The organism is Roseovarius nanhaiticus (assembly GCF_900156535.1).
GTDB classification, from domain to species: domain Bacteria; phylum Pseudomonadota; class Alphaproteobacteria; order Rhodobacterales; family Rhodobacteraceae; genus Roseovarius; species Roseovarius nanhaiticus.
This window is the reverse complement of sequence record NZ_FTNV01000004.1, coordinates 204,929-227,633: the sequence shown is the minus strand read 5'-3', so window position 1 is coordinate 227,633 and position 22,705 is coordinate 204,929. Positions and strand designations below refer to the sequence as shown.

14 protein-coding genes and 1 tRNA gene are annotated in these 22,705 nt (G+C 59.1%); 10 read left to right on the top strand and 5 right to left on the bottom strand.

Going from position 1 to position 22,705, the window contains the following annotated elements:
* Nucleotides 1–17: 17 nt before the first annotated feature.
* The 3 genes from BW975_RS16725 (at nucleotide 18) to BW975_RS16715 (ending at nucleotide 2,230) form a co-directional block, all read left to right on the top strand.
* Nucleotides 18–94: transfer RNA gene (locus tag BW975_RS16725), tRNA-Met, on the top strand.
* Nucleotides 95–365: 271 nt separating this feature from the next.
* On the top strand, nucleotides 366–839 hold the full coding sequence (locus tag BW975_RS16720) for a putative pterin-binding protein (protein ID WP_076535503.1): 474 nt from the start codon (nucleotides 366–368) through the stop codon (nucleotides 837–839).
* The gene (locus tag BW975_RS16715; RefSeq protein ID WP_083687169.1) at nucleotides 809–2,230 is read left to right on the top strand and encodes a sensor histidine kinase; all 1,422 of its coding nucleotides are present in this window, start codon (nucleotides 809–811) and stop codon (nucleotides 2,228–2,230) included. The genes BW975_RS16720 and BW975_RS16715 overlap by 31 nt, the downstream gene beginning before the upstream one ends.
* A 290-nt stretch (nucleotides 2,231–2,520) precedes the next feature.
* Here the strand turns inward: BW975_RS16715 and BW975_RS16710 are convergent, their stop codons facing one another.
* Complete coding sequence (locus tag BW975_RS16710; protein WP_076535488.1) at nucleotides 2,521–3,084, bottom strand: carboxymuconolactone decarboxylase family protein; 564 nt, start codon at nucleotides 3,082–3,084, stop codon at nucleotides 2,521–2,523.
* A gap of 156 nt (nucleotides 3,085–3,240) precedes the next feature.
* On the opposite strand from BW975_RS16710, the gene BW975_RS16705 reads away from it, so the two are divergent.
* Entirely contained in the window at nucleotides 3,241–3,840 is a 600-nt protein-coding gene (locus BW975_RS16705) for a TetR/AcrR family transcriptional regulator (RefSeq protein ID WP_076535487.1), read from the top strand.
* Nucleotides 3,841–4,241: 401 nt separating this feature from the next.
* Here BW975_RS16705 and BW975_RS16700 read toward each other — a convergent pair whose 3' ends face one another.
* On the bottom strand, nucleotides 4,242–4,532 hold the full coding sequence (locus BW975_RS16700) for a hypothetical protein (RefSeq protein WP_139194261.1): 291 nt from the start codon (nucleotides 4,530–4,532) through the stop codon (nucleotides 4,242–4,244).
* Nucleotides 4,533–5,167: 635 nt separating this feature from the next.
* Here BW975_RS16700 and BW975_RS16695 point away from each other — a divergent pair.
* From BW975_RS16695 to arsC, 3 genes are read left to right on the top strand one after another with little or no spacing between them, the layout of a single operon-like run.
* The gene (locus BW975_RS16695; RefSeq protein ID WP_076535485.1) at nucleotides 5,168–5,503 is read left to right on the top strand and encodes an ArsR/SmtB family transcription factor; all 336 of its coding nucleotides are present in this window, start codon (nucleotides 5,168–5,170) and stop codon (nucleotides 5,501–5,503) included.
* Between the two features lie 10 nt (nucleotides 5,504–5,513).
* Nucleotides 5,514–6,578: an ACR3 family arsenite efflux transporter gene (arsB, locus tag BW975_RS16690; RefSeq protein ID WP_076535484.1), complete on the top strand. Its 1,065-nt coding sequence runs from the start codon at nucleotides 5,514–5,516 to the stop codon at nucleotides 6,576–6,578.
* A complete protein-coding gene (gene arsC / locus BW975_RS16685; protein WP_076535483.1) occupies nucleotides 6,578–7,000 on the top strand; it encodes an arsenate reductase (glutaredoxin) in 423 nt (140 codons plus the stop codon). The genes arsB and arsC overlap by 1 nt, the downstream gene beginning before the upstream one ends.
* A 475-nt stretch (nucleotides 7,001–7,475) precedes the next feature.
* Here arsC and BW975_RS16680 read toward each other — a convergent pair whose 3' ends face one another.
* Both BW975_RS16680 and BW975_RS16675 read right to left on the bottom strand, forming a co-directional pair.
* The gene (locus tag BW975_RS16680) at nucleotides 7,476–8,507 is read right to left on the bottom strand and encodes an NADP-dependent oxidoreductase (RefSeq protein ID WP_076535482.1); all 1,032 of its coding nucleotides are present in this window, start codon (nucleotides 8,505–8,507) and stop codon (nucleotides 7,476–7,478) included.
* A 100-nt stretch (nucleotides 8,508–8,607) separates the two neighbouring features.
* Nucleotides 8,608–9,105, bottom strand: a complete 498-nt coding sequence (locus BW975_RS16675; RefSeq protein ID WP_076535481.1) for a lactoylglutathione lyase family protein — start codon at nucleotides 9,103–9,105, stop codon at nucleotides 8,608–8,610.
* A 100-nt stretch (nucleotides 9,106–9,205) separates the two neighbouring features.
* Between BW975_RS16675 and BW975_RS16670 the strand changes: the two genes are divergently transcribed.
* Both BW975_RS16670 and BW975_RS16665 read left to right on the top strand, forming a co-directional pair.
* Nucleotides 9,206–10,117: a LysR family transcriptional regulator gene (locus BW975_RS16670; RefSeq protein ID WP_076535502.1), complete on the top strand. Its 912-nt coding sequence runs from the start codon at nucleotides 9,206–9,208 to the stop codon at nucleotides 10,115–10,117.
* Between the two features lie 880 nt (nucleotides 10,118–10,997).
* Nucleotides 10,998–11,783, top strand: coding sequence for a LuxR C-terminal-related transcriptional regulator (locus BW975_RS16665; protein WP_212634899.1), 786 nt, complete (start codon nucleotides 10,998–11,000; stop codon nucleotides 11,781–11,783).
* A 55-nt stretch (nucleotides 11,784–11,838) separates the two neighbouring features.
* Here BW975_RS16665 and BW975_RS16660 read toward each other — a convergent pair whose 3' ends face one another.
* Nucleotides 11,839–13,203: a sensor histidine kinase gene (locus BW975_RS16660; protein WP_076535479.1), complete on the bottom strand. Its 1,365-nt coding sequence runs from the start codon at nucleotides 13,201–13,203 to the stop codon at nucleotides 11,839–11,841.
* Nucleotides 13,204–13,597: 394 nt separating this feature from the next.
* On the opposite strand from BW975_RS16660, the gene BW975_RS16655 reads away from it, so the two are divergent.
* Entirely contained in the window at nucleotides 13,598–22,645 is a 9,048-nt protein-coding gene (locus tag BW975_RS16655) for a peroxidase family protein (protein WP_076535478.1), read from the top strand.
* The last annotated feature ends 60 nt before the right edge of the window (nucleotides 22,646–22,705 follow it).

The following is a 22,705-nucleotide window of genomic DNA, read 5'->3' as shown; positions in this document are numbered from 1 at the left end:
ACGTGAGGCGCAAATGGCGCGGGATGGAGCAGCCCGGTAGCTCGTCAGGCTCATAACCTGAAGGTCGTAGGTTCAAATCCTACTCCCGCAACCAAAAATACTGCAAAATTACAGTGCGTTAACAGTCACCTTCGGGTGATTTTTTGCGTTGGCACTCCAGTCGTGTCCGGCCGCCATCCGGTTTCACGGTGATCGCTGCCAACCATCTGCTTGATCCACAATTTAAGTGCATTCTCCGAAAGCCCTGGACCACTCGATGGGGTCATTCCTGTCACAATTGAATGCCGCAGGTTAAAGCGACAAAATAATGACATGAAGTTGTGTTACGAAGAAGCGCTACCGACCAGAACATCTGGGATTGTATGATGCAAATTAAGAAAACTTTCTTCATTGGCGTGTTGGCTTTTCTGCTCGCGGCACCAACCTTGAGCGACGCACAGGACATCCTTACCGTCACAACCAAAGATAGAGTGGAAAGCTTTACCCTCGAAGAAATCCTTGCGATGCCGCAGACAACGATTGTGACGAAAAACGACTTCGTTGACGTGGTAACCACCTTCCAAGGGCCGAGCCTGCGCTCCATCCTCGAGGGGATGGAGGTGAGCCGCGATACGACCCTCAGAATGGTCGCGCTCAACGATTTTTCCTCGGAAGTGCCTGCTGTGGACGCTTTTGAGTATGACGTCATCCTGGCCGTCTTGCTTAACGGTGAGCCGATGTCAGTTCGTGACAAGGGACCGGTTTGGGTTATCTACCCTATGGACGACAATCCGGAGCTTCGTGACGAAATTTACAACGATAGGTTGGTATGGCAGCTGAAGAGCATCTCGGTCGAATAACTCCATACAGGAGATATATTCGCGGCCTGCTCTTGCTCTTGTTTGCCGGGGCAGTCACTTTTGGAATCACGGTGATTTCGAAATTGGACGACGGCGTCCAGCAAATCAAAACTGCCGAGCAGAGTGATCCTCTATGGGTCGCCTCACAATTGCAGTTTGAATTGTTAAGGCTCGAAAAAGCCGTTGGCGAATATGCGCTTGGATATAAATCACCGGCAGAAGTGGCCATGCGGTATGACATCGCATGGAGCCGCATCAATATCCTCCAGAAGGGTACCCTACCGGAACTCATTGAAAAATTTGAAATCGATGCCGACGTTGTTGCGGATCTTGAGGCCACGTTCAAGAGATTGGAACCTGCAATCAATGGTCTCAATACGGATCGCCTCACCGCCGAAGAACGCGATGAGCAGGCTCAAAGTATTCTGTTGGCCTTGGAAGGCTTTGATCTCTCGATCAGAAATTTCTTGCTCGCGCTTTCGCAGGCGAAATCCGGAGCGATGGCCGAATTCAGAGAAGGTCTTCTCTTTCTGTCCAATGCGGTCGCTTATCTTAGCGTGACGGTCCTCGGTCTTTTGGGCATCTTCATTTTTATGCTCCTGCTTGAAGTCAAAGCTGCCGAGAATTCTGAAACCGCAATGCGCATACTTGCCGAGGAAGCGTCTTCGGCCGCTCGCATGAAAATGAATTTCATGAGCATCGTGAGTCACGAGTTGAGGACGCCGCTGACCTCAATTATCGGCGGCTTGGCTTTATTGAAGCGCCGGGTTGCGGACACGATGACGGATGAGACCGCGCTCAAGCTGCTTGATCTGGCAATGCGCAATGGAGACCGGCTTCTGGCGTTGGTCAATGATATACTCGATGCTCAGGCTTTGAGCGAGGGTAAGGTCTCGTTGGAGCGAAAAAACGTAGATCTGAATGATGTCGTCACCGCGGCGGTAGAAAGTTGCCACGCCTACGCCGACAAGCACGACGTTCGATATAAAGTGACCACTCCTGGAGAGGAGGTGAAAGCCTTCACGGACAGCACCCGCGTCAGTCAGGTTCTGGTCAACCTGATTTCCAACGCGACAAAATTTACGACCTCAGGCGACGTCGTGGAAATCAGATTGAAAAAAATTGACCAGAAAGCGCGGATAGAGATCACCGACAATGGTATGGGCATCCCCGTTGACCGACAAAAAGCAATCTTCTTGCCCTTTCATCAGCTCAACCCGGGTACCACGGGTTCCACCAAGAGCAGTGGCTTGGGTTTGAGCATCTCGAAGCAGCTAATTGATTTGCTGGGCGGAGAAATCGGGTTCAGCTCGGTCGAAGGAAAGGGCTCAACATTTTGGATTGAGCTGGGTCTATTGCCGAAACTCACCGGGACACTTGCGGCCGTGTAATCTGGGATTGCCACTGATGATGGACCGGTGACTACGCGCCCGAGCCAGCGCGCTCCACAATGGTCGTGTTCTTTCGGCTCATTCCTGACCCTGACCCAATTCGCTGTCGCTGCGGTCCAGCTTTCAAAAAAGCGGTTATTGGCTCTTCGCTCGGCATTTTTCGTGCTGGTGCGTGCTATGTGGCATAAAAGGACTCTTGATTGATCCGCAATTTGGTTCAGCGTCTCAATAAATAGATTTTACTCCGTGGGTGATGCCCCGACGATCAGTGATCGCCGGGACCGCAAAGCTTACCGGTCCGCCTTCGGCACCCAGTCGAACTTCTGCATAGGGGCATCGACGGGCGTGTTCGCGATGTGATTGGTGTAGTTGCTCATTACCTTCTGGGCGAGGCCAAGGATGACTTCCAGCACATGGCGCTGCGCGAAGCCCGCGTCATAAAACGCCTGAAGGGTTGCATCATCGATGTTGCCCCGCTCGCGCACCATTGCGAGCGTGAAAGTGCGCAGCGCCTCCAGCTTCGGCGTCGGGAGCGGCGTCTCATCCCGCAGCGCGTCCGAGATCTCGTCACTGACCTTCATCATCTTCGCGATGCCGGTATGGGCGGGCACGCAATAATGGCACTGGTGTTCGACGTTGATTGTCTGCCACACGACTGTCTTTTCGTCGGCATCGAATGCGGTCTCTTCGGCGAACAGGCGGTGTAGAGCCTGGTAACCTTCAAAAGCGGCGGGCGATCCGGCCAGCACGCTATGCAGGCCCGGCAGGCGCCCGAAGGCCGCCTTTGATTTCTCGATCAGCGGGATCGACTTTTCGGGTGCGTTGGATTCGTCAAGGCGGTCGAGTGTGGACATGAAAGTCTCCTATGCTATCGCTTCGTGCGACGGTGATGGGAGCAGATGTGTCAATACTTGAACGATCACTCAAGTAATAAAAGAGTGATCGCTCAAATGTTAGTGAGAGGTGGCTTTCGGGCTATCTGCCGAATACCCAAAAGTGTATCCGGAACCATGCCCCGCGCACCGACATACGATCGCGATGCGGCCCTCGATGCCGCGATGACCCTGTTCTGGGTCAAGGGATATGCCGCGACATCCCTCAAGGATCTGGAGCTTGCGTTGAAGATGCGGCCCGGTTCGATCTACGCGGCGTTCCAGAGCAAGGAGGCGTTGTTTGGTGCCGCACTTGACCTCTATGCCGGACGGATGGAGGCGGAACTGGCTGCGATGATCTCCGATGCACCCTCGGCCCTAATAGCACTGCGCGGCTATCTGTTATCATTGGGCGGGCTTGAGCCGTGCGACAAGCCCTCGACCGCCTGCATGTTGGTCAAATCCCTGCTGGAAATTCAGAGCGATCACTCGGACCTGCGCGGCCTCGTGCTGGCGCACCTGGAGACAATCCTCCGCCTCCTAGAGGATGGCTTCACCAAGGCTCGCGCGGCGGGCGAACTGCCCGCCGATGCAGACCCGGCCCGCCTGGCCCGACGGATGCAGACTTATGTCTTCGGATTGAAGATCCAGGCTCAGCGGGAAACGGACCCCGTAGCCATGCAGCGGCTGGCGCAAGACCTGGCAAATGAGATTAGCGATCTGCGCCGCGCCGCCTGACGCTTGGGTTGGCTCGGACCGAGCCGAAAGACGCGCTTGCTCAAACGGAATCCGCAGATTGGCATTTAGACATCACCAGCCATTCTTGGGATCAGAAGGGCGCTTAAGGCCGGCAACCCTGCAACCGAAAGTAGCCACTCTCTGCGAGCGAAAATCCTTGCAGGATGGGCTCCTTTCAGACCTTGGATGCGGCCAGCAACAAGGTTTGGAATGCGGGACAGAAGTTAGCTTTCGCTATGACGTGCTACACCTATTGACCGGACGCTCAGCGTCAGCGGCCATTGTTCCTCAAGTGACGTGTTCTTGCTTTCGGTCGACAGAAGTCACAAGCAATTGTAAGCGTTCGGCTGGCCGGTGGCCTCTGTTGCAACAAGCGTTATGTCCGGCGATTGCCCCTTGCGTCAGAGGTCAGCCACGATTTCTCCCCTCATTTCACCTGTTATGCGCGTCATATCCTCCCGGTGCAAAGATCGACGAACCTGTTCGATTTTCAGCTCAGCCGCGTCTCGCGTGGCCTTGTCAGGCCATTCTGTGATCGCGGCGCTGGTTCGGTCGCTCGTGCGGACCACCGTGACGCGGCTAGCTCCAAAACCCTTAAGCGCAGGGATTCGTTTCTCCTCCATTGCGCGGAGGGAAACTTTGTAATCGGTACCGTCAGCGATTTCCCCTGTGGTGATTGTGATATAGCGCATCGCGTCCTCCATTGGTTATGAAGACATCTTAGCACAGAAGGGTCCTCGACAGCTGATCCCGTCCATGAAACTGAGTCCGCGTCGCACTGTCTGTTGCAGAGACTGCTTTTCCCTGCCGTCCCGGACATCGGGCGTCATCGGCCATCCTGCATATCGGATGTGGTCACCACAGCCTCAAATTAGATATTCCCGAAACCGGATCCCTGCCAGATTGCGAAGCGTAGGTTGCAGTCGACATAGGCACCGATAAGCCCCACCAACCCGATCAGCAGGTGCAATGAGTAGCTTAAATTACGCCAGATCCTGTCCAAGAGACGGGAGTAGCTCACAAGGCCCCTTGGAGATATCGTTTAGGTCCACGTTAAATCTGGGCGCAGAAGTACTTAGGACGATGCACACAGCAGCTAAGTGGACCTTGATACCGGTCGCGTATCTCCGCGTTACATCTGCTATCGGCCCATTGGGCGTCCACTCGCGACAGCATCCTCCCACTCAGCTTCCGCATAGCGGCGATTAGCTACGGGGCGCACCATCTTCAGACTCCAGGCAGTCGGCAGCTCGGGCGCGGCTGATCATCTGACGTTGCACGGCGACTGAACTTGACAGTCGGTTATCATATCAATATATCCGGATATATGGATAATGATATCGCTCTCGAGGCCTTTGCCGCTCTAAGCCAACCGACGCGGCTCAATGTGTTCCGCCTGCTCATAAAGGCTGGCGAAGCCGGTATGTCAGCCGGCGACATCGGAGACACCCTCGGCGTTCGGCAAAATACGATGTCGGCCAACCTGGCAATCCTCGCTCGTTCCGGCTTGATCCGGAGCGAGCGGGAAGGCCGTAGCATCCGCTATTTCGCCGACATGGATGGTGTGCGCGGGCTGCTGGCGTTCCTGATGGAGGATTGCTGTGCAGGCCGTCCAGAGCTCTGTCAGCCCGTCATTGACGAAATTGCCTGCCACCAATCATAGGAAAACTGCCATGACCGACACTCCATTCTCCACCGCCGCGGGTCTGGGCACCTTCGAGCGCTGGCTTTCGGTTTGGGTGGCCCTTGCCATCGGTGCGGGACTTCTGCTTGGCAACCTGTTCCCGGGTTTTTTCGGCCACCTCGCGGCGCTGGAGATCGCTTCGGTCAACCTGCCCGTAGCGGTCCTGATCTGGGCGATGGTTTATCCGATGATGGTCGGTGTGGATTTCAGCTCTCTGGCCCGCGTCGGCGATAAACCGAAGGGGCTTGTGGTGACGCTGGTCGTAAACTGGCTGATCAAACCGTTTACGATGGCGGCCCTGGGTGTTTTGTTCTTCAACTATGTCTTTGCAGGGCTGATCCCGCCGGACGATGCGCAAGCCTACCTCGCAGGCGTGATCCTTCTGGGCGCGGCGCCCTGCACGGCGATGGTCTTCGTCTGGTCGAACCTGACGCGCGGCGACGCCAATTACACACTGGTTCAGGTCAGCTTGAACGATGTGATCATGGTCTTTGCCTTTGCGCCAATCGTTGCTTTTCTGCTGGGGGTGACGGATATCGTCGTGCCTTGGAATACGCTTCTGCTGTCGGTCGGCCTCTATGTCATGCTGCCGCTGATCGCGGGTTATCTCACGCGCCGAAGTCTTGTCGCACAGGACGGCGAGGCCGGGGTCGACGCCTTCAAGAGCCGCGTGCAGCCCTTTTCGATCATAGGGCTGCTGGTGACTGTCGTGCTGCTTTTCGGGTTTCAGGGCGAGGTCATCCTCAACCGTCCGCTGGTCATCGCGATGATTGCCGTGCCTCTGCTGATCCAGTCATATGGCATCTTCTTTGCGGCCTATGGCGCCGCCCGGGCCTGGGGCATCCCATTCAATGTCGCCGCGCCCTGCGCCTTGATCGGCACGTCCAACTTTTTTGAGCTGGCCGTCGCCGTCGCGATCAGCCTTTTCGGCCTCGGTTCGGGTGCGGCGCTGGCAACAGTGGTCGGCGTCTTGGTGGAAGTGCCTGTCATGCTATCCCTTGTTGCCTTCGCGAACCGGACGAAGCACTGGTTTCCCAACGAGGAGGGCGCGTGATGAGCATCGTCATTCATCACAATCCGGACTGTCAAACCTCGCGCAACGTGCTTGCGATTATCGAGGCTTCGGGCGAGACGCCGGTGGTCATCGAGTATCTCAAGACAGGCTGGACCCGACCGCAACTCTTGGCCTTGTTTGCTGCGGCCGGTCTGACGCCGCGCACGGCACTGCGCACGACGAAATCTCCGGCGAAGGATCTTGGCCTGCTCGATCCGTCCGTCAGCGACGAAGCCATCTTGGCTGCGATGTTGACGCATCCGATCCTGGTCAATCGCCCCATCGTTTGCTCGCCTAAGGGTGTGCGCCTCTGCCGCCCGAGCGAGACTGTGCTCGACCTTCTCGACGTCCTGCCGCCAGGCCCTCTGGCCAAAGAGGATGGCGCGCCGATCATCGACGCCGAAGGGAACCGTCTTGCCTGACCATATTAGCGACGTGCCATCTCCGCCCTTGGGGCGCGTGGACATAGGCGGCGCGTGGCAAGCAGCTCTGACAGGACAGTTGCTTGCGGCGAAGGCCCCGATCGGAGCGGTGCCGCCGTGTCTTTTGCGAGATTCTTTAAGTGGCCGAGGCCGAGAAAGAGACTGCGCCATTAGCCTCGGCTGACACAGTCGACAGGGTCTTGGGTTTGTGGAGATCCTCTCGCGCGGTCTCGCCGCCTGTAGACGCCGAGTCGCGTTGATCTGGGCATCGTCGCCGTTGCGTTTCGCGCGAAGTCGCGGCTGCCTGTAACTGGTTGAAGCCAGCGTGAGATGGCTTGGCTTCATTGAATGGTCAGGACGCCCTGGCAAACTATTCGAGTCAGAAACCCGTCTGTTTGCCAGTGCAGCCCAATTAACTTTGCGTTGTCAATGCCATACAATTTGTATCGGTTCATTCATCTGAGTGCAGGGGTGCTTATCCGCTCAGCTTGACGACGCGTTTGCCGAAAGCCTCACCATTGAGCAGGCCAACAAACGCTGCGGGTGCCTGTTCCAGTCCGTCAATCATTTCCTCGCGATACTTGATCTTTCCTTGCGTCACCCACTCGCCCATCTGCTTGGCGAACTCTGGGTATAGGTGACCGAAGTCGTCAAAGACGATAAAGCCGCGTAGGGTCATCCGCTTGCGCAGGATCGTGCCCATGAGCAGGCTCAAACGATCCGGACCGTCCGGCAGGGAGGTCGCGTTATACTGCGAGATCAACCCACAGACCGGGATCCGAGCCGACGGGTTGAGCAACGGCAGAACCGCGTCAAAGACCGCGCCGCCGACATTTTCGAAGTAGATGTCGACGCCATCGGGGGCCGCCGCTTCGAGTGCCTTGGGAAAACCGTCGGCCTTGTAGTCGATGCAGTCGTCGAAGCCGAGGGTGTCCACGACGTGGCTGCATTTCTCGGCGCCGCCCGCGATCCCGACAACGCGCAAGCCGAGGATCTTGCCGATCTGACCAACCGTCGCGCCCACCGGCCCGCTCGCTCCGGCGACGACCAGCGTTTCACCCTCTTTCGGCTGCCCGATCTGGGTCAGTCCGGCCCAAGCCGTCAGGCCTGGCATGCCGAGGACGCCAAGCGCCCAAGACGGATTTTCGGGCGACTTGCCCATGTTGATCACGCCCTTGCCGTCGGACAGGGCGTAGTCCTGCCAGCCGCCAAAAGCGACCACCCAGTCGCCTTGATTAAAGCCGTCGACGTCCGATGAGACGACCTGAGCTACGGTGCCGCCTACCATCACATCGCCGATCTTGACTGGCGGAGCATAGGAGGGCGCGTCGCTCATCCGACCCCGCATATAGGGATCGAGGGACAGGTATTCGTTGCGCAAGAGCATCTGGCCGGGCCCAGCGCTGGGCAATTTAGCGGTTTCAAGGCGCAGGGTATTGTCGTCTGGCGCGCCCTCTGGACGCTCGGCCAGGACGAACATGCGGTTCTCGGTGTCGGATTGGGCCATAAGATTTCCAATTTATTGAGTGTCGACTTTTACGTGTGGATCTAACCGCCACTGAACAAGAGAGGCACGCCGCGCTTAACGTTTGGTAAGGCTGAACGGGTCAGGTGTAGGCACCAGCTGAATAGGTCAGCTCGTAGCTGTGGCTGTAAAGCTCGAACACGATGCCGAACGGGTCTTCAACATAGACCATCCGATAAGGCTTCTCGTCGGGAAAATATTCGCGCACTGGCATGCGCTGCTTGCCGCCCGCGGCGACGATTCTTGCCAGCAGACCTTCGAGATCGGGATCTTGGATTGCGAAATGGAACGTACCGTGCTGGCGGAAGGGCAGATTGTCCTGTGGGGCCGTGTTGCCGTCGAATTCAAATAGCTCAAACCCGATCCGGTCGGCAGTCGCCAGGTGCGCAATGCGCAGCCGCGTCCAACCTACGCCAAACACGTCTGAGCACATCTGACCGATGTCGCTGTCGTCCTCGACGATCTCTGTCGGCTCCATGATGGTGTAGAACCCCAGAATTTCGGTGTAAAATTTCACGGCGGCGTCCAGGTCCGGGACCGATAATCCGATGTGCGAAAATGTGCGCGGTGTCGGCAGCATGATGTGATCCTTTTGTTTCTACTGACACGAGACATAGGCGATCGTTTCTGTTAATAAAAATAATGATTTGTACAAATAAAGATAACAAAATCTAATGAATCTGTTGAATGCCCAATGGTTGGAAACCTTCACGACGCTGGCTGAAACCGGCCATTTCACCCGCACTGCGGCGAAACTGGCGATGACTCAGCCCGGCGTATCGCAACACCTGCGCAAGCTTGAGGGCCAGGTTGGCCAGCCGCTGATCTCGCGCCACGGCAAGACCTTCACTCTTACGGCCGCAGGGGAGGCTGTGCTGTCGGTTGGTCAGTCCAGGCGCGCCGAGGAAAAGGCCCTTCTCCACGCAATCCAGTCGGATGATCCCACTGTCGGAGAGGTTGGCGTTGCCTGTTCCGGGAGTTTCGCCATGCTGCTGTACCCTCATCTTTTCTCACTGATGCGATCATCACCCGACCTGACCGTTCACCTTGAGGCGGCTCCGCAAGACAAGGTTGTTACCGGAGTAGTGGAGGGGCGGTTCGACCTTGGCATCGCGGACCAAAAGCCGGATCACCCGCGTCTGGACGCGCGGCATCTTGGGCAAGAAGAACTTTGCCTCGTCTTACCAGCAGGCAACGCGACCTCACCCACCGACCTGCAGGCCTTGGATGATCTGGGTTTCGTCGCACACCCCGATGGGTTCACCTACGCAGACGAGCTCTTCTCGCTGAACTTTTCCGAGACCTTCAAGGGCGCGGAGCGATTGCGGGTTCGGACCTTCATAAATCAGATCAGCCAGATCCCCGCGCCTGTCGCCAGCGGCATCGGCTACACGCTCCTTCCAAGAAGTGGCGTCGAAGCCTTCGCCGAAAAAGACAGTATTCGCATCGTGGAGCTTCCGATGCGTTGCCACCACGACCTATGGATTGTGTTTCGCCGCGGCCGCGTGCTCCCCGCTCGGGTCATCCGCATCATTGACGCGATCCACGCCACCGCTTCAGGCCTCGGAAGTGTCAAGTCCGGCTTCAAGTAGGCATCATGACGGACGCCGCACTTGATTTTCATAACTTAATGAATGTCAGGGCGGCCACTTAAGAAAGTCGGCGCCAAATTCTTCACTGCGGCGTTGTTATGGCGCAAAACCGTGCGGGGCCCACGTGCCGTATCCTAGCGGTTGGTTTGATGAGCATCTTGAATCGTCGCGCAACCAACTACCGGAAAAAAGAAATTGCCAGCTATGCGCCTTCGGCATTCAGCAAAGATCTCCAAGTCGAAGGTTGGCATTCCGGATGATCGAATGATCGCCTTGCGCCTTTTTTGAACGCATGCCTCCAAGCTTCATTATCAACGATGGCTCATTACGGGTAGTTGCACCGGCTCAGCCGTGGCGATCATACCAACGCCAATATCCTGTTATTCCATGACTTCTGTCATACGATCCGCCGGTGACGAACCATGTACTGGGCTTCGGATGAAATACGCTTCTCAAAGCGTCAGACAGCCACGTTAACACTCATAGATTTCACGAAAACCTATCGATTTCGATTCCAGAAATGACCTGGCTTTCTAAGGCAAAAACATAGACGGGCTTAAGCTTGTCGTATTGGCGCGTTAACGGCTACGCACGCCGGAAGCGAAATAGAAGCAGAAGTGTGCAATAGCAGGCAGCGCATTCTGATGGTGCAAGCCATCAATAATGCCAGCACACATTGCGCCGATCGCCCATCATCCACGGGTTGCTAATCGCTCTCTTGATTCTTGCGCCGCACAGGTAGTCCCTCGCGACACTGGTGAAACTCAAAGTTCGCGTATGTCGGCTTAATCTCAGGGGTCGACTCGGCTGGGTCAATGGAAACGCAGATTCGCGCCAAGGGCTTGTTTTAATGTGTCAATAGTGAAATTGTGAATCGGCATTGATCCGCTGGTGCGATGGTGATATGCTAGGGGGTCTGCAGATTGTTGTCCTGCGAGCACGTAAAGATTTAGCATTTTTTATTTTTAAAGGCATCTGTATGGAGTGCGTAAAGCCTGTCAAAATTGCCTTCGTTGACGATCATCCGGTATTGCTTTCGGGTATCTGTCAGCTCTTTTCATCAAACGATGAATTTCAAGTCGTGAGCGTTGGATCATGTGCCAATGACGTGGTCGACATCGCAAGGTCGATGAAGCCTGACATCATGGTGATTGATCTGAACATGCCCGGGCGTGTTCTCGAGGCGATTACGACCGTGGTCAATGACCACAAGACGACCAGGCTTGTCGCGTTCACTGCGTCCGGCAATATAGACACCGCAATCGCAACACTCGAGGCCGGGGTTCTGGGCTACGTGCTCAAAGGCAGCACGCTGGATGAGTTGACCGACGCGATCAGGCAAGTCCACAAGGGTGAAACCTATATGTCGCCGCGTGTCGCTGCGAACGTGGTGGCGGGCCTGCAGGTGAATGCACGGGCGCGCACTGTGCCAGCGGTCCGTTTCAGCAGCCGGGAAGAGGACGTCCTACGCTTCCTTCTTCAGGGATGTACCAACAAGGAAATCGCTCTGTCGCTGTCGCTCAGCGAAAAGACAGTGAAGCACTATATGACCGTGCTGATGCAAAAGCTTGATGTGCGCAATCGGGTCGAAGTCGTCCTGGCCGCGCAGGAACTGGCCAGCAGCGGTGGACTGACGGGTGCGGGAACGAACGTGCAACGCCATTAAAATAGGTGTCGAGCCAATACCGCTTTACCTCTGAATAAGATTACGGGGACTTTTTTCAGGCTAAGTCTATAGGCAACCTGACGCGCAAGTTGGTTTCGTCCGCTTCATTTTGGAGCAGAAGCTGGCCACCAAATGCCTCGAGGCGGCGGCGCATGCCGTGCAGCCCCAATTTCCAAGTGGAGGTGTTGGGGGCGGCACCCGCTTCGCTCGACGGGCCGCTGTGGATGACAATGTCCAGATGGCTTTCGCCCGGCTCGATACTTACCTTCGGCACCGTTCCACCGCCATGGCGCGTGGCATTTGTCAGCCCCTCCTGTACCACCCGATAGAGGCATACCTTGCGCGGCGCATCGAGCGCAAGATCCGGCATCTTCATATCCAGATCGACAGGCTCCCCAGTCAGTGCCTGATGGCGTTTGACGGCAAGTGTGACAACGGCTGCCGCATCCAGCCCGTCCAGTTCCGGCAAGATCAGGCCGGCCGACATCGCGCGCAGTTCGGTCATGACCCGGTCGGTCAATTCTCGAACGCTCGTTCCATCAGCAAGTTTAGGCGCCTCCTCGCGGCTTTCCATTAGTGAAATCAGCCCAAGCAGTTGCACGGGCCCATCGTGCAATTCGGCCCCTATAAGGTTCAGCACCTGTTCATTTGCCTGCGCCGCATCCAAGCGCGCCTGATCCGCCTCTCGGCGCAGCCGTTCGTTCAGGTCGGTCATCTTGCGCTCTGCTTCCAGGCGGTCCTGCAGCTGCGCGCTCTGGCTGAAGCTGAGGGCAAGCATCGCCAATACGCCCATCGTCGCAAGGCCGAGCGCCGCCCAAATCGTCATCTCTACCATCGTACGATCGCGCAGGATCTCCTCTGCGCTCTCGTAGAGCTCTCCGATCGCCACCATCTCACCGGTGTAGGGGTCGTGAATTGGCGCGTAGACCTCGAAAAAAGGGTACGCTATCGGAAGATCGGGATCGACAGCGCCTTCTGTCTCCAGCTTGACCACGAAATTTCCGTTCAGGGCCGTAGCCAGATCTTCGGCATCGTGATGATCTGCGTTGTCATTGGGAAATGTCGAGAATGACAAGGTGCCATCCAACTGCCAGATGCGCAGAACGAGCCGTGAATTCTCCTGATTGAGGCTGCGAAACACATGGTTGATGCCCGATGTTGTCTCGGGCACGCCATTCTTGAGCGATAGCGCGTAGGGGGCCAGCAGGTTGTCCACATAGACGCTTCCCACTTTGCCGTGAGATTGCAGCTGAAGTGAGCGGTATTTGTCTATGATGAAAAACCCGAGGCCGAGCATCACGATAATAACGGCGCAGGTGAAGACGGCGGCGAGAGGGCTGGGGCGTACCACGAACCGTCTGGGCCGCACGATTCGCGAATCGCCCGATTCGGTTGCGGAGCTCTTCTCGTTCGGATCCATTTCGACTCCCGGTCCAACCGCTAACCCATAGGTTGATCTGCTGGGTCGGTCTGACCTTGCGTCAACTTAAGGCGACCCTAACCAATCTTAAGACTTTTTAACAAATATTAATGCAAACGCGCAGTAGATCGGCGGGGCCGCATCAGACCATGGTCTGATCTCGGCAGGGACCAATGGTCGAAATTCCTCCCTGACTTTGGTGCAGGCCACACACACGACCTATGCCCGTGGCGCCAGATACGCGGTGGTGGGAAAATGGGTGCAATACTTGGGACAATGTTGACCCCAACCACTTCCCGCGCTGCCGCGGGGATCGGGGGCAACTAAAAATCATAATTTTAATTCAAAACTGCGCCCGAGCTTTGCTGCTTTGGGTCATCTGGGGAGATATGTCATGGCTGTTAAACTCAACGTTGCGGACCTCGAGTTCATCTTGCGTCAGGTCAAGATCAGTGAAGCGCACGCAAGCGGAACGCCCTTAACCGAGATTTACGTCGATGCTGATGGCAATGTCGTGCCCGAGGGCACGCCGGGCGCGGTTCTGGCGATCTCCAGTCCGCTGGTGCCAAATGGTCTGCGCACCGTAGACGGCACCTACAACAACCTCATCCCTGGCCAAGAAAAATGGGGTGCGGCGGATACGCCGATGCCCCGTATGCTAGATCCCAATTTCCGCAATGATGCCGATGGCGATACGATGCCGTTCGGACCGCCGGGCGGACCGGCTGTGACAAACACAGATTACGGCGTCATCGGCGCGCCTTCGGACCCTTCGGTCAATGGCGGGCATACCGGCAACGTGGCCGATGCCGACCCGCGCATCATCTCGAACCTCGTCAATGACCAGAGTATCGCCAACCCGGCAGCCGTCGAGGCGTGGTTCGCCAGCGATGCGGCGCTTGCCGCCTTCCATGCACGTTATGGCGAGGACGCGATCCCCGTGCGGCCCGGCGAAGGCCTAGTCGCCCAAGCGATTGCGAATGCCAGCTTTGAAGCGCAGTCGATGGCAGATGGCGCGCCGGGCGTCGTATCGAGCGCGCTGGGCAACTATACTCTGGACGCGCCCACCGGCTGGACCGTCTCGGGCGGTATCGGCGGCGTCTTTGCGCCCGCAGCGACAGTCACCGACCCTGCTGGCCATCCCGGCCCCAATGTCGCTTGGCTGACCGGCGGCGCAACGCTTGCGCAGGACAACGGCACGATCACGGCGGGCGCCAGCTACAATCTCAGCCTCAGCGTCGGTGACCGGAGCGATCAGGCCTGGACCGGTGGCACCGCGCGCCTCGTCGCGGTCGGTGCGGGCGGTGTGACCACCGTTCTGTCGACGGTTGCCCTGCCCGAGCCTGCCGATGGCGGCTGGGCCGATGTCTCGCTGGCCACAGGCCCCGTTCCGGCGGGCCTTGCCGGCCAGACGCTGCGCATCGAGGTGCAGCAGAGCGGCGGCTCGCAGGTGTTGGTCGACAATGTCTCGCTCAGCGCGACCGACGGCAACAAGATCGAGATCGACAATATCGACATGGCGTCCCTGCCGAACATCGCGCCCGATGATGGTATCTCCGCGCCCTTCAATGCGTGGATGACCTTCTTTGGTCAATTCTTTGACCATGGCCTCGACCTGATCACCAAGGGCGATAACGGCACGGTCTACATCCCGCTCCAGCCCGACGATCCACTTGTCATGGGGCCCAATGGAATCAACGACGGCATTGACCCGGTGACGGGCCAAGCCCTTGGCGACGACCTTTCAACCCATCTGCGCTTCATGGCCGTCACCCGCTCGACCCCCGTCGAGGGGCCGGGACCGGACGGCATTCTGGGCACGGCGGACGACACCCAGCACGAAGGCGAGAACACGACGACGCCCTTCGTCGACCAGAACCAGACCTACACATCGCATGCCTCGCATCAGGTCTTCCTGCGCGAATATGCTTTCGATGCCAGCGGCAATCCGGTCTCGACCGGGCACCTGCTGGACGGCGCCAATGGCGGCCTGCCCACCTGGGCCGAGATCAAGGCACAAGCGCGCGACATGCTGGGGATCGAGCTGACCGACGGGGATGTCCTCAATATTCCGCTGCTGCGCACGGATCAATACGGTCAATTCATCGCCGGCCCGAACGGCCTGCCGCAGATCGTCGTTGGCCTTGGCGCCGATGGCATTCCCAACACTGCGGACGATGATGTGGTCGAGGGCGATCTGGCCGCGCCGGTCAACACGTTCACGGCAGGCGCAGTGCGCATCGGCCACGCCTTCCTCGACGATATCGCCAACGCCGCCAATCCCTTTGACGGTCAGAGCGGCGGGCTCAAGGCCGCCGATGACGATGCTGCCGTGGGCCTGTCGGACAGCGTCAGTGTCGCTGGAAAATACGATAACGAGATGCTTGACCGGCATTTCGTGACGGGCGATGGGCGCGGCAACGAGAATATCGGCCTGACCGCCGTCCACCATATCTTCCACTCCGAGCACAACAGGCAGGTGGAGTCGCATAAATCCATCATTCTCGAGTCCGGCGATCTCGACTTCATCAATGAATGGCTGATCGACGATGTGACCGAGGTTCCCACCGATCCGGCGGGCCTCAATTGGGATGGCGAGCGCCTGTTCCAGGCCGGCCGCTTTGCGACCGAGATGCAGTATCAGCACCTCGTCTTTGAGGAGTTCGGGCGCAAGATCCACCCGAACATTGACCCGTTCGTCTTCAACGCGGTGACCGATATCGACGCGTCGATCTTTGCCGAGTTCGCCAACGTGGTTTACCGCTTTGGCCACTCGATGCTGACCGACAACATGCCGCGCGTCATGGTCGACAGCGCTGGTGAAGTGACCACCGATAACATGGGTCTCATTGCCGCCTTCCTCAATCCAATCGCTTTCGACAATGACGGCGCTATGACGGCGGATGAGGCATCTGCCGCCGTGATCCTTGGCATGACCACCGAGCGGGGCAGCCAGATCGACGAATTCGTCGTCTCATCCCTGCGCAACAACCTGCTGGGCCTGCCGCTGGACCTTGCCGCGATCAACATTGCGCGGGGCCGCGAAACCGGCATTCCCACCTTCAACGATACGCGCGCACAGCTCTTTCAACAGACCGGCTCGGCATGGCTGAAGCCCTATGACAATTGGGTCGAGCTGGCCTCCAGCCTCAAGACGCCGATGACCGTGGTCAACCTCATTGCGGCCTATGGTACCCATGCCAGCATCCTTGCCGAGGACACGCTGGCCGGCAAGCGGGACGCAGCGTTCGATCTGGTCTTTGGCGGTGGCGAGGTCTCGGATCAGGAGCGTTTCGACTTCCTTCTTGGCCGCGGAACGTGGGATGCGGACTCGAACGGTCTGAATTCGATTGACCTCTGGGTTGGCGGTCTGGCCGAGCGGATCATGCCCTTCGGCGGTATGCTGGGCTCGACCTTCACGGCGATCTTCGAGGCGCAGATGGAGGCGCTGCAGGATGGCGACCGGTTCTATTACCTCAGCCGGACTCAGGGTCAGAACTTCCTGAACGAGCTTGAGGAGAACTCCTTCTCCAAGATGCTGCTGGCCAATACCAGCCTTTCGGACCCCGGTCCGGACGGCATCCGGGGCACGTCCGACGATATCATCACCCATCATATCGGCGTCGACAGCTTCGCGCTTTACGACTATGTGCTTGAGATCAATCAGGCCAACCAGCTGATCGACGATCCGGTCGGCAACGATCCGGTGCTCGAGGCGCTGGGCATGGGCAAGGTCGTCCGCGACGATCCGACCACCAGCGAAGTCGAGACCAACTACCTGCGCTTCTCCGGAGGCGAGCATGTGGTCGTCGGCGGCACCAGCGGCAACGATACGATCATCACCAGCGACGGTGACGACGGCATCTGGGGCGACGACGGCGACGATTACATCGAATCCGGCTACGGCGTCGATCTGGTCAATGGCGGCGGCGGCAACGACATCATTCTCGATGCCGGCGACGAGGGCGACTTCCTCAAGGGCGAGGACGGCGACGACGTGATCTCGACCGCGAACGGCTTTGACGTCGTGATGGGCGGCGGCGGCAAGGACGTCGTGTTTCTCGGCGCAGATGCCTCGGACGTGTTCGGCGGCGAGGGGGATGACTTCATCCTCGGCGGCGATGGCGCCGACTTCCTGATGGGCAACGAAGGCAACGACTGGATGGAGGCCGGGCCGGGCTTTGACACCACGGCAGGCGACAATTCCGAGCTGTTCTTCAACAGCAAGATCAAAGGCCACGACGTGATGTTCGCTGGCTCGGACGAGCATGATTTCGACGCGGAATCCGGCGACGACATCATGGTCCAGGGCGCCAGCGTCATGCGCAACGAGGGCATGTTCGGCTTTGACTGGGTATCCTTCCAGGGCATGCAGAACGACGCCTATGCCGATATGCGCATCAAGATCTTCACGACCGACGAGCAGGACATTCTGCGCAACCGGTTCGACAAGGTCGAGGCGCTGTCGGGCTGGGACAAGAACGATACCCTGATCGGCGATGACCGCGTGGCCCCCGGCACGGGCGAGGGCGCAGAGGCCGAGTTCGCCAATGACGGTCTGGACCAGGCCGGCATCGACCGGATCGACGGTCTGGCCGATCTGGTGTCGATCGTCGACGGTGATGAGTTCTGGGAGAGCGGCAACATCATCCTGGGCGGTGGCGGATCGGATCTGATCACCGGCAATGGCGGCGACGACATCATCGACGGCGACCGCTGGCTGAATGTGCGCATCCGCATCACGAACGATGCGAATGCAGAGAACAGCGCTGACAATGAGATCGCTACGGTCACGACGCTCAAGCATATCTTCAGCGAAGCCGACGGCGTTGATCCCGCCTGGGTGGGCAAGAGCCTCTTCGAGCTCTTGATTGCCCGCGAGATCGTGCCCGGCCAGATGCATATCCAGCGCGAAATTCTCGATGCGGGGATGGGGGACGATGTCGATGTCGCAGTCTTCAACGACAACCGCGACCAGTACACGATCACCGATCTTGGCAACGGGGTGCTGCAGGTCGAGCATACCGGCTTTGGCACCAACCCTGACATCCTGATCGATGACGGGCTCGACACTCTGCACAATATCGAGGTGCTGCGCTTTGCGGATGGGGACATCTTTGCGCCTCAGCCTGCGACAGGCGTGCCGGTGATCAACGATCCTACCCCGACGAACGGGCAGGTCTCGCCGGTCGAAGGTCAGCTTCTGACCGTCGACACCAGCGGTATCGCCGATGCGAACGGTCTGGGGACGTTCAACTACCAGTGGCAGTATCTCGACGGTGCGGTCTGGACCGATATTCCGGGCGCCAATGATGCCACCTTCACTCCGAACGACCCCAACATCATCCAGCAGCTTTTTGGCGACATCAGCGAAATCGGCCGACAGCTGCGGGTCGAAGTCAGTTTCGTCGATGGCGGTGGCACATTGGAGACGGTCATCTCCGAGCCGACGCTGGCGGTTACAGAGAATACCGGTGTGACCCTGAACGGCTCGGCATTCGTCAACAACACGCTCAACGGCGGCCCTGGCAATGATGTGCTCACGGGTGTCAGCCCCTTCTTCGGTTTCCTTGGCGGCAACGACACGCTGAACGGCAACGGGGGAGACGATATCCTGAGCGGTCAGGGCGGCAACGACGTGCTGAACGGCGGCACCGGATTTGACCAGCTTGACGGCGGCGGTGGCAATGACGTCTTGAACGGCGGTGCGGATAACGACCTTATCATTGCCGGCGGCGGGACCGACACCATCATCCAGGGCTCGACTGACGGTCGTGACATGGTGGATGGCGGTGCGGGGACCGACACCTATCGGCTGGAGGGCACCGCAGAGGCCGAAAGCTTCACGATCTACGCCATGTCCGGCGGGCAGAATGCCGGCCTTGCAGCAAGCCTTGGGACAGTCATCCAGGGGACGACCGAGATTGTGATCACGCGGACCGTCGGCACGACCACAACGATCGTGGCCGAGCTGGACAACATCGAGGAGATCATCGTCGACACGCTCGCTGTCTCTGCCAACGATGGAAACGGAACGCCCAATGGCGGCCCGGTCGGCGGCGACACGGTGAACATCGTCGGCGACTTCACCCCGACCAGCCTGAACTTCAGCACGATCACCATCAATGGCACCTCGGGGGACGATACGGTCGATATCTCGGCTCTTACATCGGCGCACCGGATCGTGTTCCGCGGCGAGGGCGGCAATGACACAATCGTGGGCACTTTGCGCCCGCAGGATGTAATTGATTTGCCGGGGCAGGGCGATCCTGTCGTCACCAACGGCGCCAACGGGATGGTCACGGTCAGCCGCGGCGGCGCCAGCGTCACCTTCGATGGCAGCAGCGGAATGCCGGCCATCCTCGACGACGATGTCCCGACGGGGGCCTTCAGCCTCAGCGCCAGCGACATTGCCGGGCTCAAGAACCTGGTGAATGGCCGTCCCGCCTTCGAGGGCGACGACGACACCGAGGGTGCGGCCGGTGTGCGTACGCTTAGCGGCGAGGGCAATAACGAGGCCAGTCCGCTCTACGGCACGGCCGATCAGCCCTTCATCCGCCTGACCGAGGCACGCTATGGCGAGGCCGACGAGAATGGCAACCGCAAGGTGAACCCGATCTTCGACGGGCTGGATCCGCGCACCCTTTCGAACACGCTGGGCGCGCAGGACGAGACGGTGGCCAAGAACGCCATGAACGCAAGCACGCTCTTCATGGCCTTCGGTCAGTATTTCGATCACGGCCTAGACTTCCTGCCGAAAAGCCCGGCCTTCGGGACGATCGATATCGGCGGTCCCGGTGCGGAACGCAGCCCGACCTCCGACAATCCTACCGATCTGACGCGCGGCGAGGTGGCCTATGTGGATGCGGACGGAATTCCGCAACACCGCAACATGACGTCGCCCTTCGTGGATCAGAACCAGGCCTATGGCAGCAATGAGCTGGTCGGCCAGTTCCTGCGCGAAAGCGATGGGGCCAACGGCTCGGGCATGCGCCTTCTGGGCGGCGAGGCGGATCCGTCTGATCCTGCCTTCTCCCTCCTGCCGACGTTGCGCGAACTGATCATGCATCACTGGGAGGCCGAGACCGTCTTTGTGGATGACGGCCTGCTGGGCGGCATGGGCACACTGCAAGACCTGATGCCGGGCCTTGTCGATGACGCCACAGGCGAGATCGACGGGGATATGGTGGCCGCTCTCGCCGGGGATTTCCTCGGGTCGGGTCAGCCGCTTCTGCTGGATACCAACCGGTATATCGACCTGCTCGATCACCGGGTTGCCGGCGACGGCCGCGCGAACGAGAACTTTGCCCTGACTGCGGTTCACACCGTCTGGGCGCGCAACCACAACTTCCACGTCGAAAATCTCTTGGCCCAGGGCTATGAGGGCAGCGCCGAGGAGGTGTTCCAGGCCGCCAAGATGCTGAACGAGAGCGATTATCAGCGCGTTGTCTTCCAAGAGTTTGCGGACAAGCTGCTGGGCGGGCTGCGCAGCCCGGATGGCGATTTCGACGATCACGGCTGGGATGGCTACAACCCGGACGCAGATGCCAGCATCAGCCATGAATTCGCGGCAGCGGCCTACCGCTTTGGCCATTCGCTGATCGGCGAGACGATGCAGGTGAAAGGGCCGAATGGCACGATGATGGAGGTGCCGCTCTTTGATGCCTTCCTCAACCCGACCAACGATCCGGACGTCTTTACCGGGCCGCTGCCGCAGGGCTATGTGCCTGCGCCTGGCTATGCCCAGCACGGCGTCGCCTCGATCATCGGCGGCACCGCGGTTCAGCAGGCCGAGGAGGTCGACCTCAAGGTGGTCGATGCGGTCCGGTCGGATCTGGTGCGCATCAACGCGGATCTCTTCGCCTTCAACGTGGCGCGCAGCTGGGATGTGGGCCTCGGCACCATGAACCAGATCCGCGCAGGACTTGCCGCCTCGACCAATCCCTACGTGGCACAGGCGGTGGCCCTGGCCGGTGATCTGTCGCCCTACACAAGCTGGGAGGATTATCAGGCCCGCAACGATGTCAGCGCCGAATTGATGGCGCAGCTGATGGCGGCCTATCCTGACCTGATCCTCGACACGCAGGAAAAGATCGACGCCTTCGTTGCGGCCAATCCCGACATCACATTGGTGCCGGGTGCGGATGGGGCGATGATCGTTAAAGGCATCGACCGTGTCGATGTCTGGGTCGGCGGCCTTGGTGAAAAGCACATCAATGGCGGCATGGTCGGCCAGACCTTCTGGGTCGTGCTGCACGAACAGCTTGACCGCCTGCAAGAGGGCGACCGGTTCTACTATCTCGACCGGTTCGAGAACTTCGACTTCTACGAGAACTTCGGCGAGGACACGACATTCGCCGAGATCGTTGCCCGTACAACGAGCCTCACCGATCTGGATGCGGATATCTTTGACGCGACCGATGAGGTTGCCGAGGAGAATGGGGACGACAACGGCGCGGGCGATGACGACGATGCCGGAGCTGATGACGGCGCAGACGACCATGGCGGTGACACCGGTGGTGACACTGGCGGAGATACCGGCGGGGATACCGGTGGTGACACCGGTGGTGACACCGGCGGCGATACTGGCGGCAACCCAACCACACCGCCGCCGCTGGCAGCTGGGGGCGCGATCCTCGGCACCGCCGCAGCCGACGCTCTCTTCGGCACCGACGCATCCGACAACATCCTCGGATTGGCGGGCCGTGACATGATCTTCGGCGGAGACGGCGACGACAACGTCCTCGCCGGAGCGGGCCGCGACATGGTCTTCGGCGATGGCGGCAACGACAGGCTCTTCGGCGAAGGCGGCGACGACTTCATCGAAGGGGGCGCCGGAGACGATTTGGTCTCGGGTGGTGCGGGCGACGACGTGTTCGCAGCCACCGCAGGGGACGGCAATGATGTCTACTACGGCGACGATATCGGGGGCGGCATGGGCAACGACACGCTCGACATGTCCCGGATCATCGAGGACATCACCGTCGATCTGGGCACAGGCTCCGGCGGGCGTGGCCAGGCATCAAGTGCCGCCTCCGGCACCGATGTTCTGTGGAGCGTCGAGAACTTCATCGGCGGCGCGGGGGATGACATGATCACCGCCAGCAGCGCGCAGAACGAGATGGATGGCGGCGCCGGTAACGACACCTACCGCTTCCTCTCGGCGCAAGATGCCGACGGAGACACCATCGGATCGTTCCAGCCGGGCGACAAGATCGACCTGTCTCAGATCGACGCCAACGGGGCGGGTGCCGGCAATGGCAGCTTCACGCTGGTTTCGGATGCCTTCTCGGGTAGCGGCCAACTGATGGTCACGCACCAGACCGGGGCAGATGGTGACATGACGTTGATCCAAGGCACGGTGAACGATGCTGCCGCGCCCGACTTCACCCTCGCGATCCGCGGACGCCACGACCTGACGCAGGACGACTTCCAGTTCTGAACCTCGCGTTAAACCAAAGGTCCGGGCCGGACCACCACGATACCGGCCCGGACACACCTG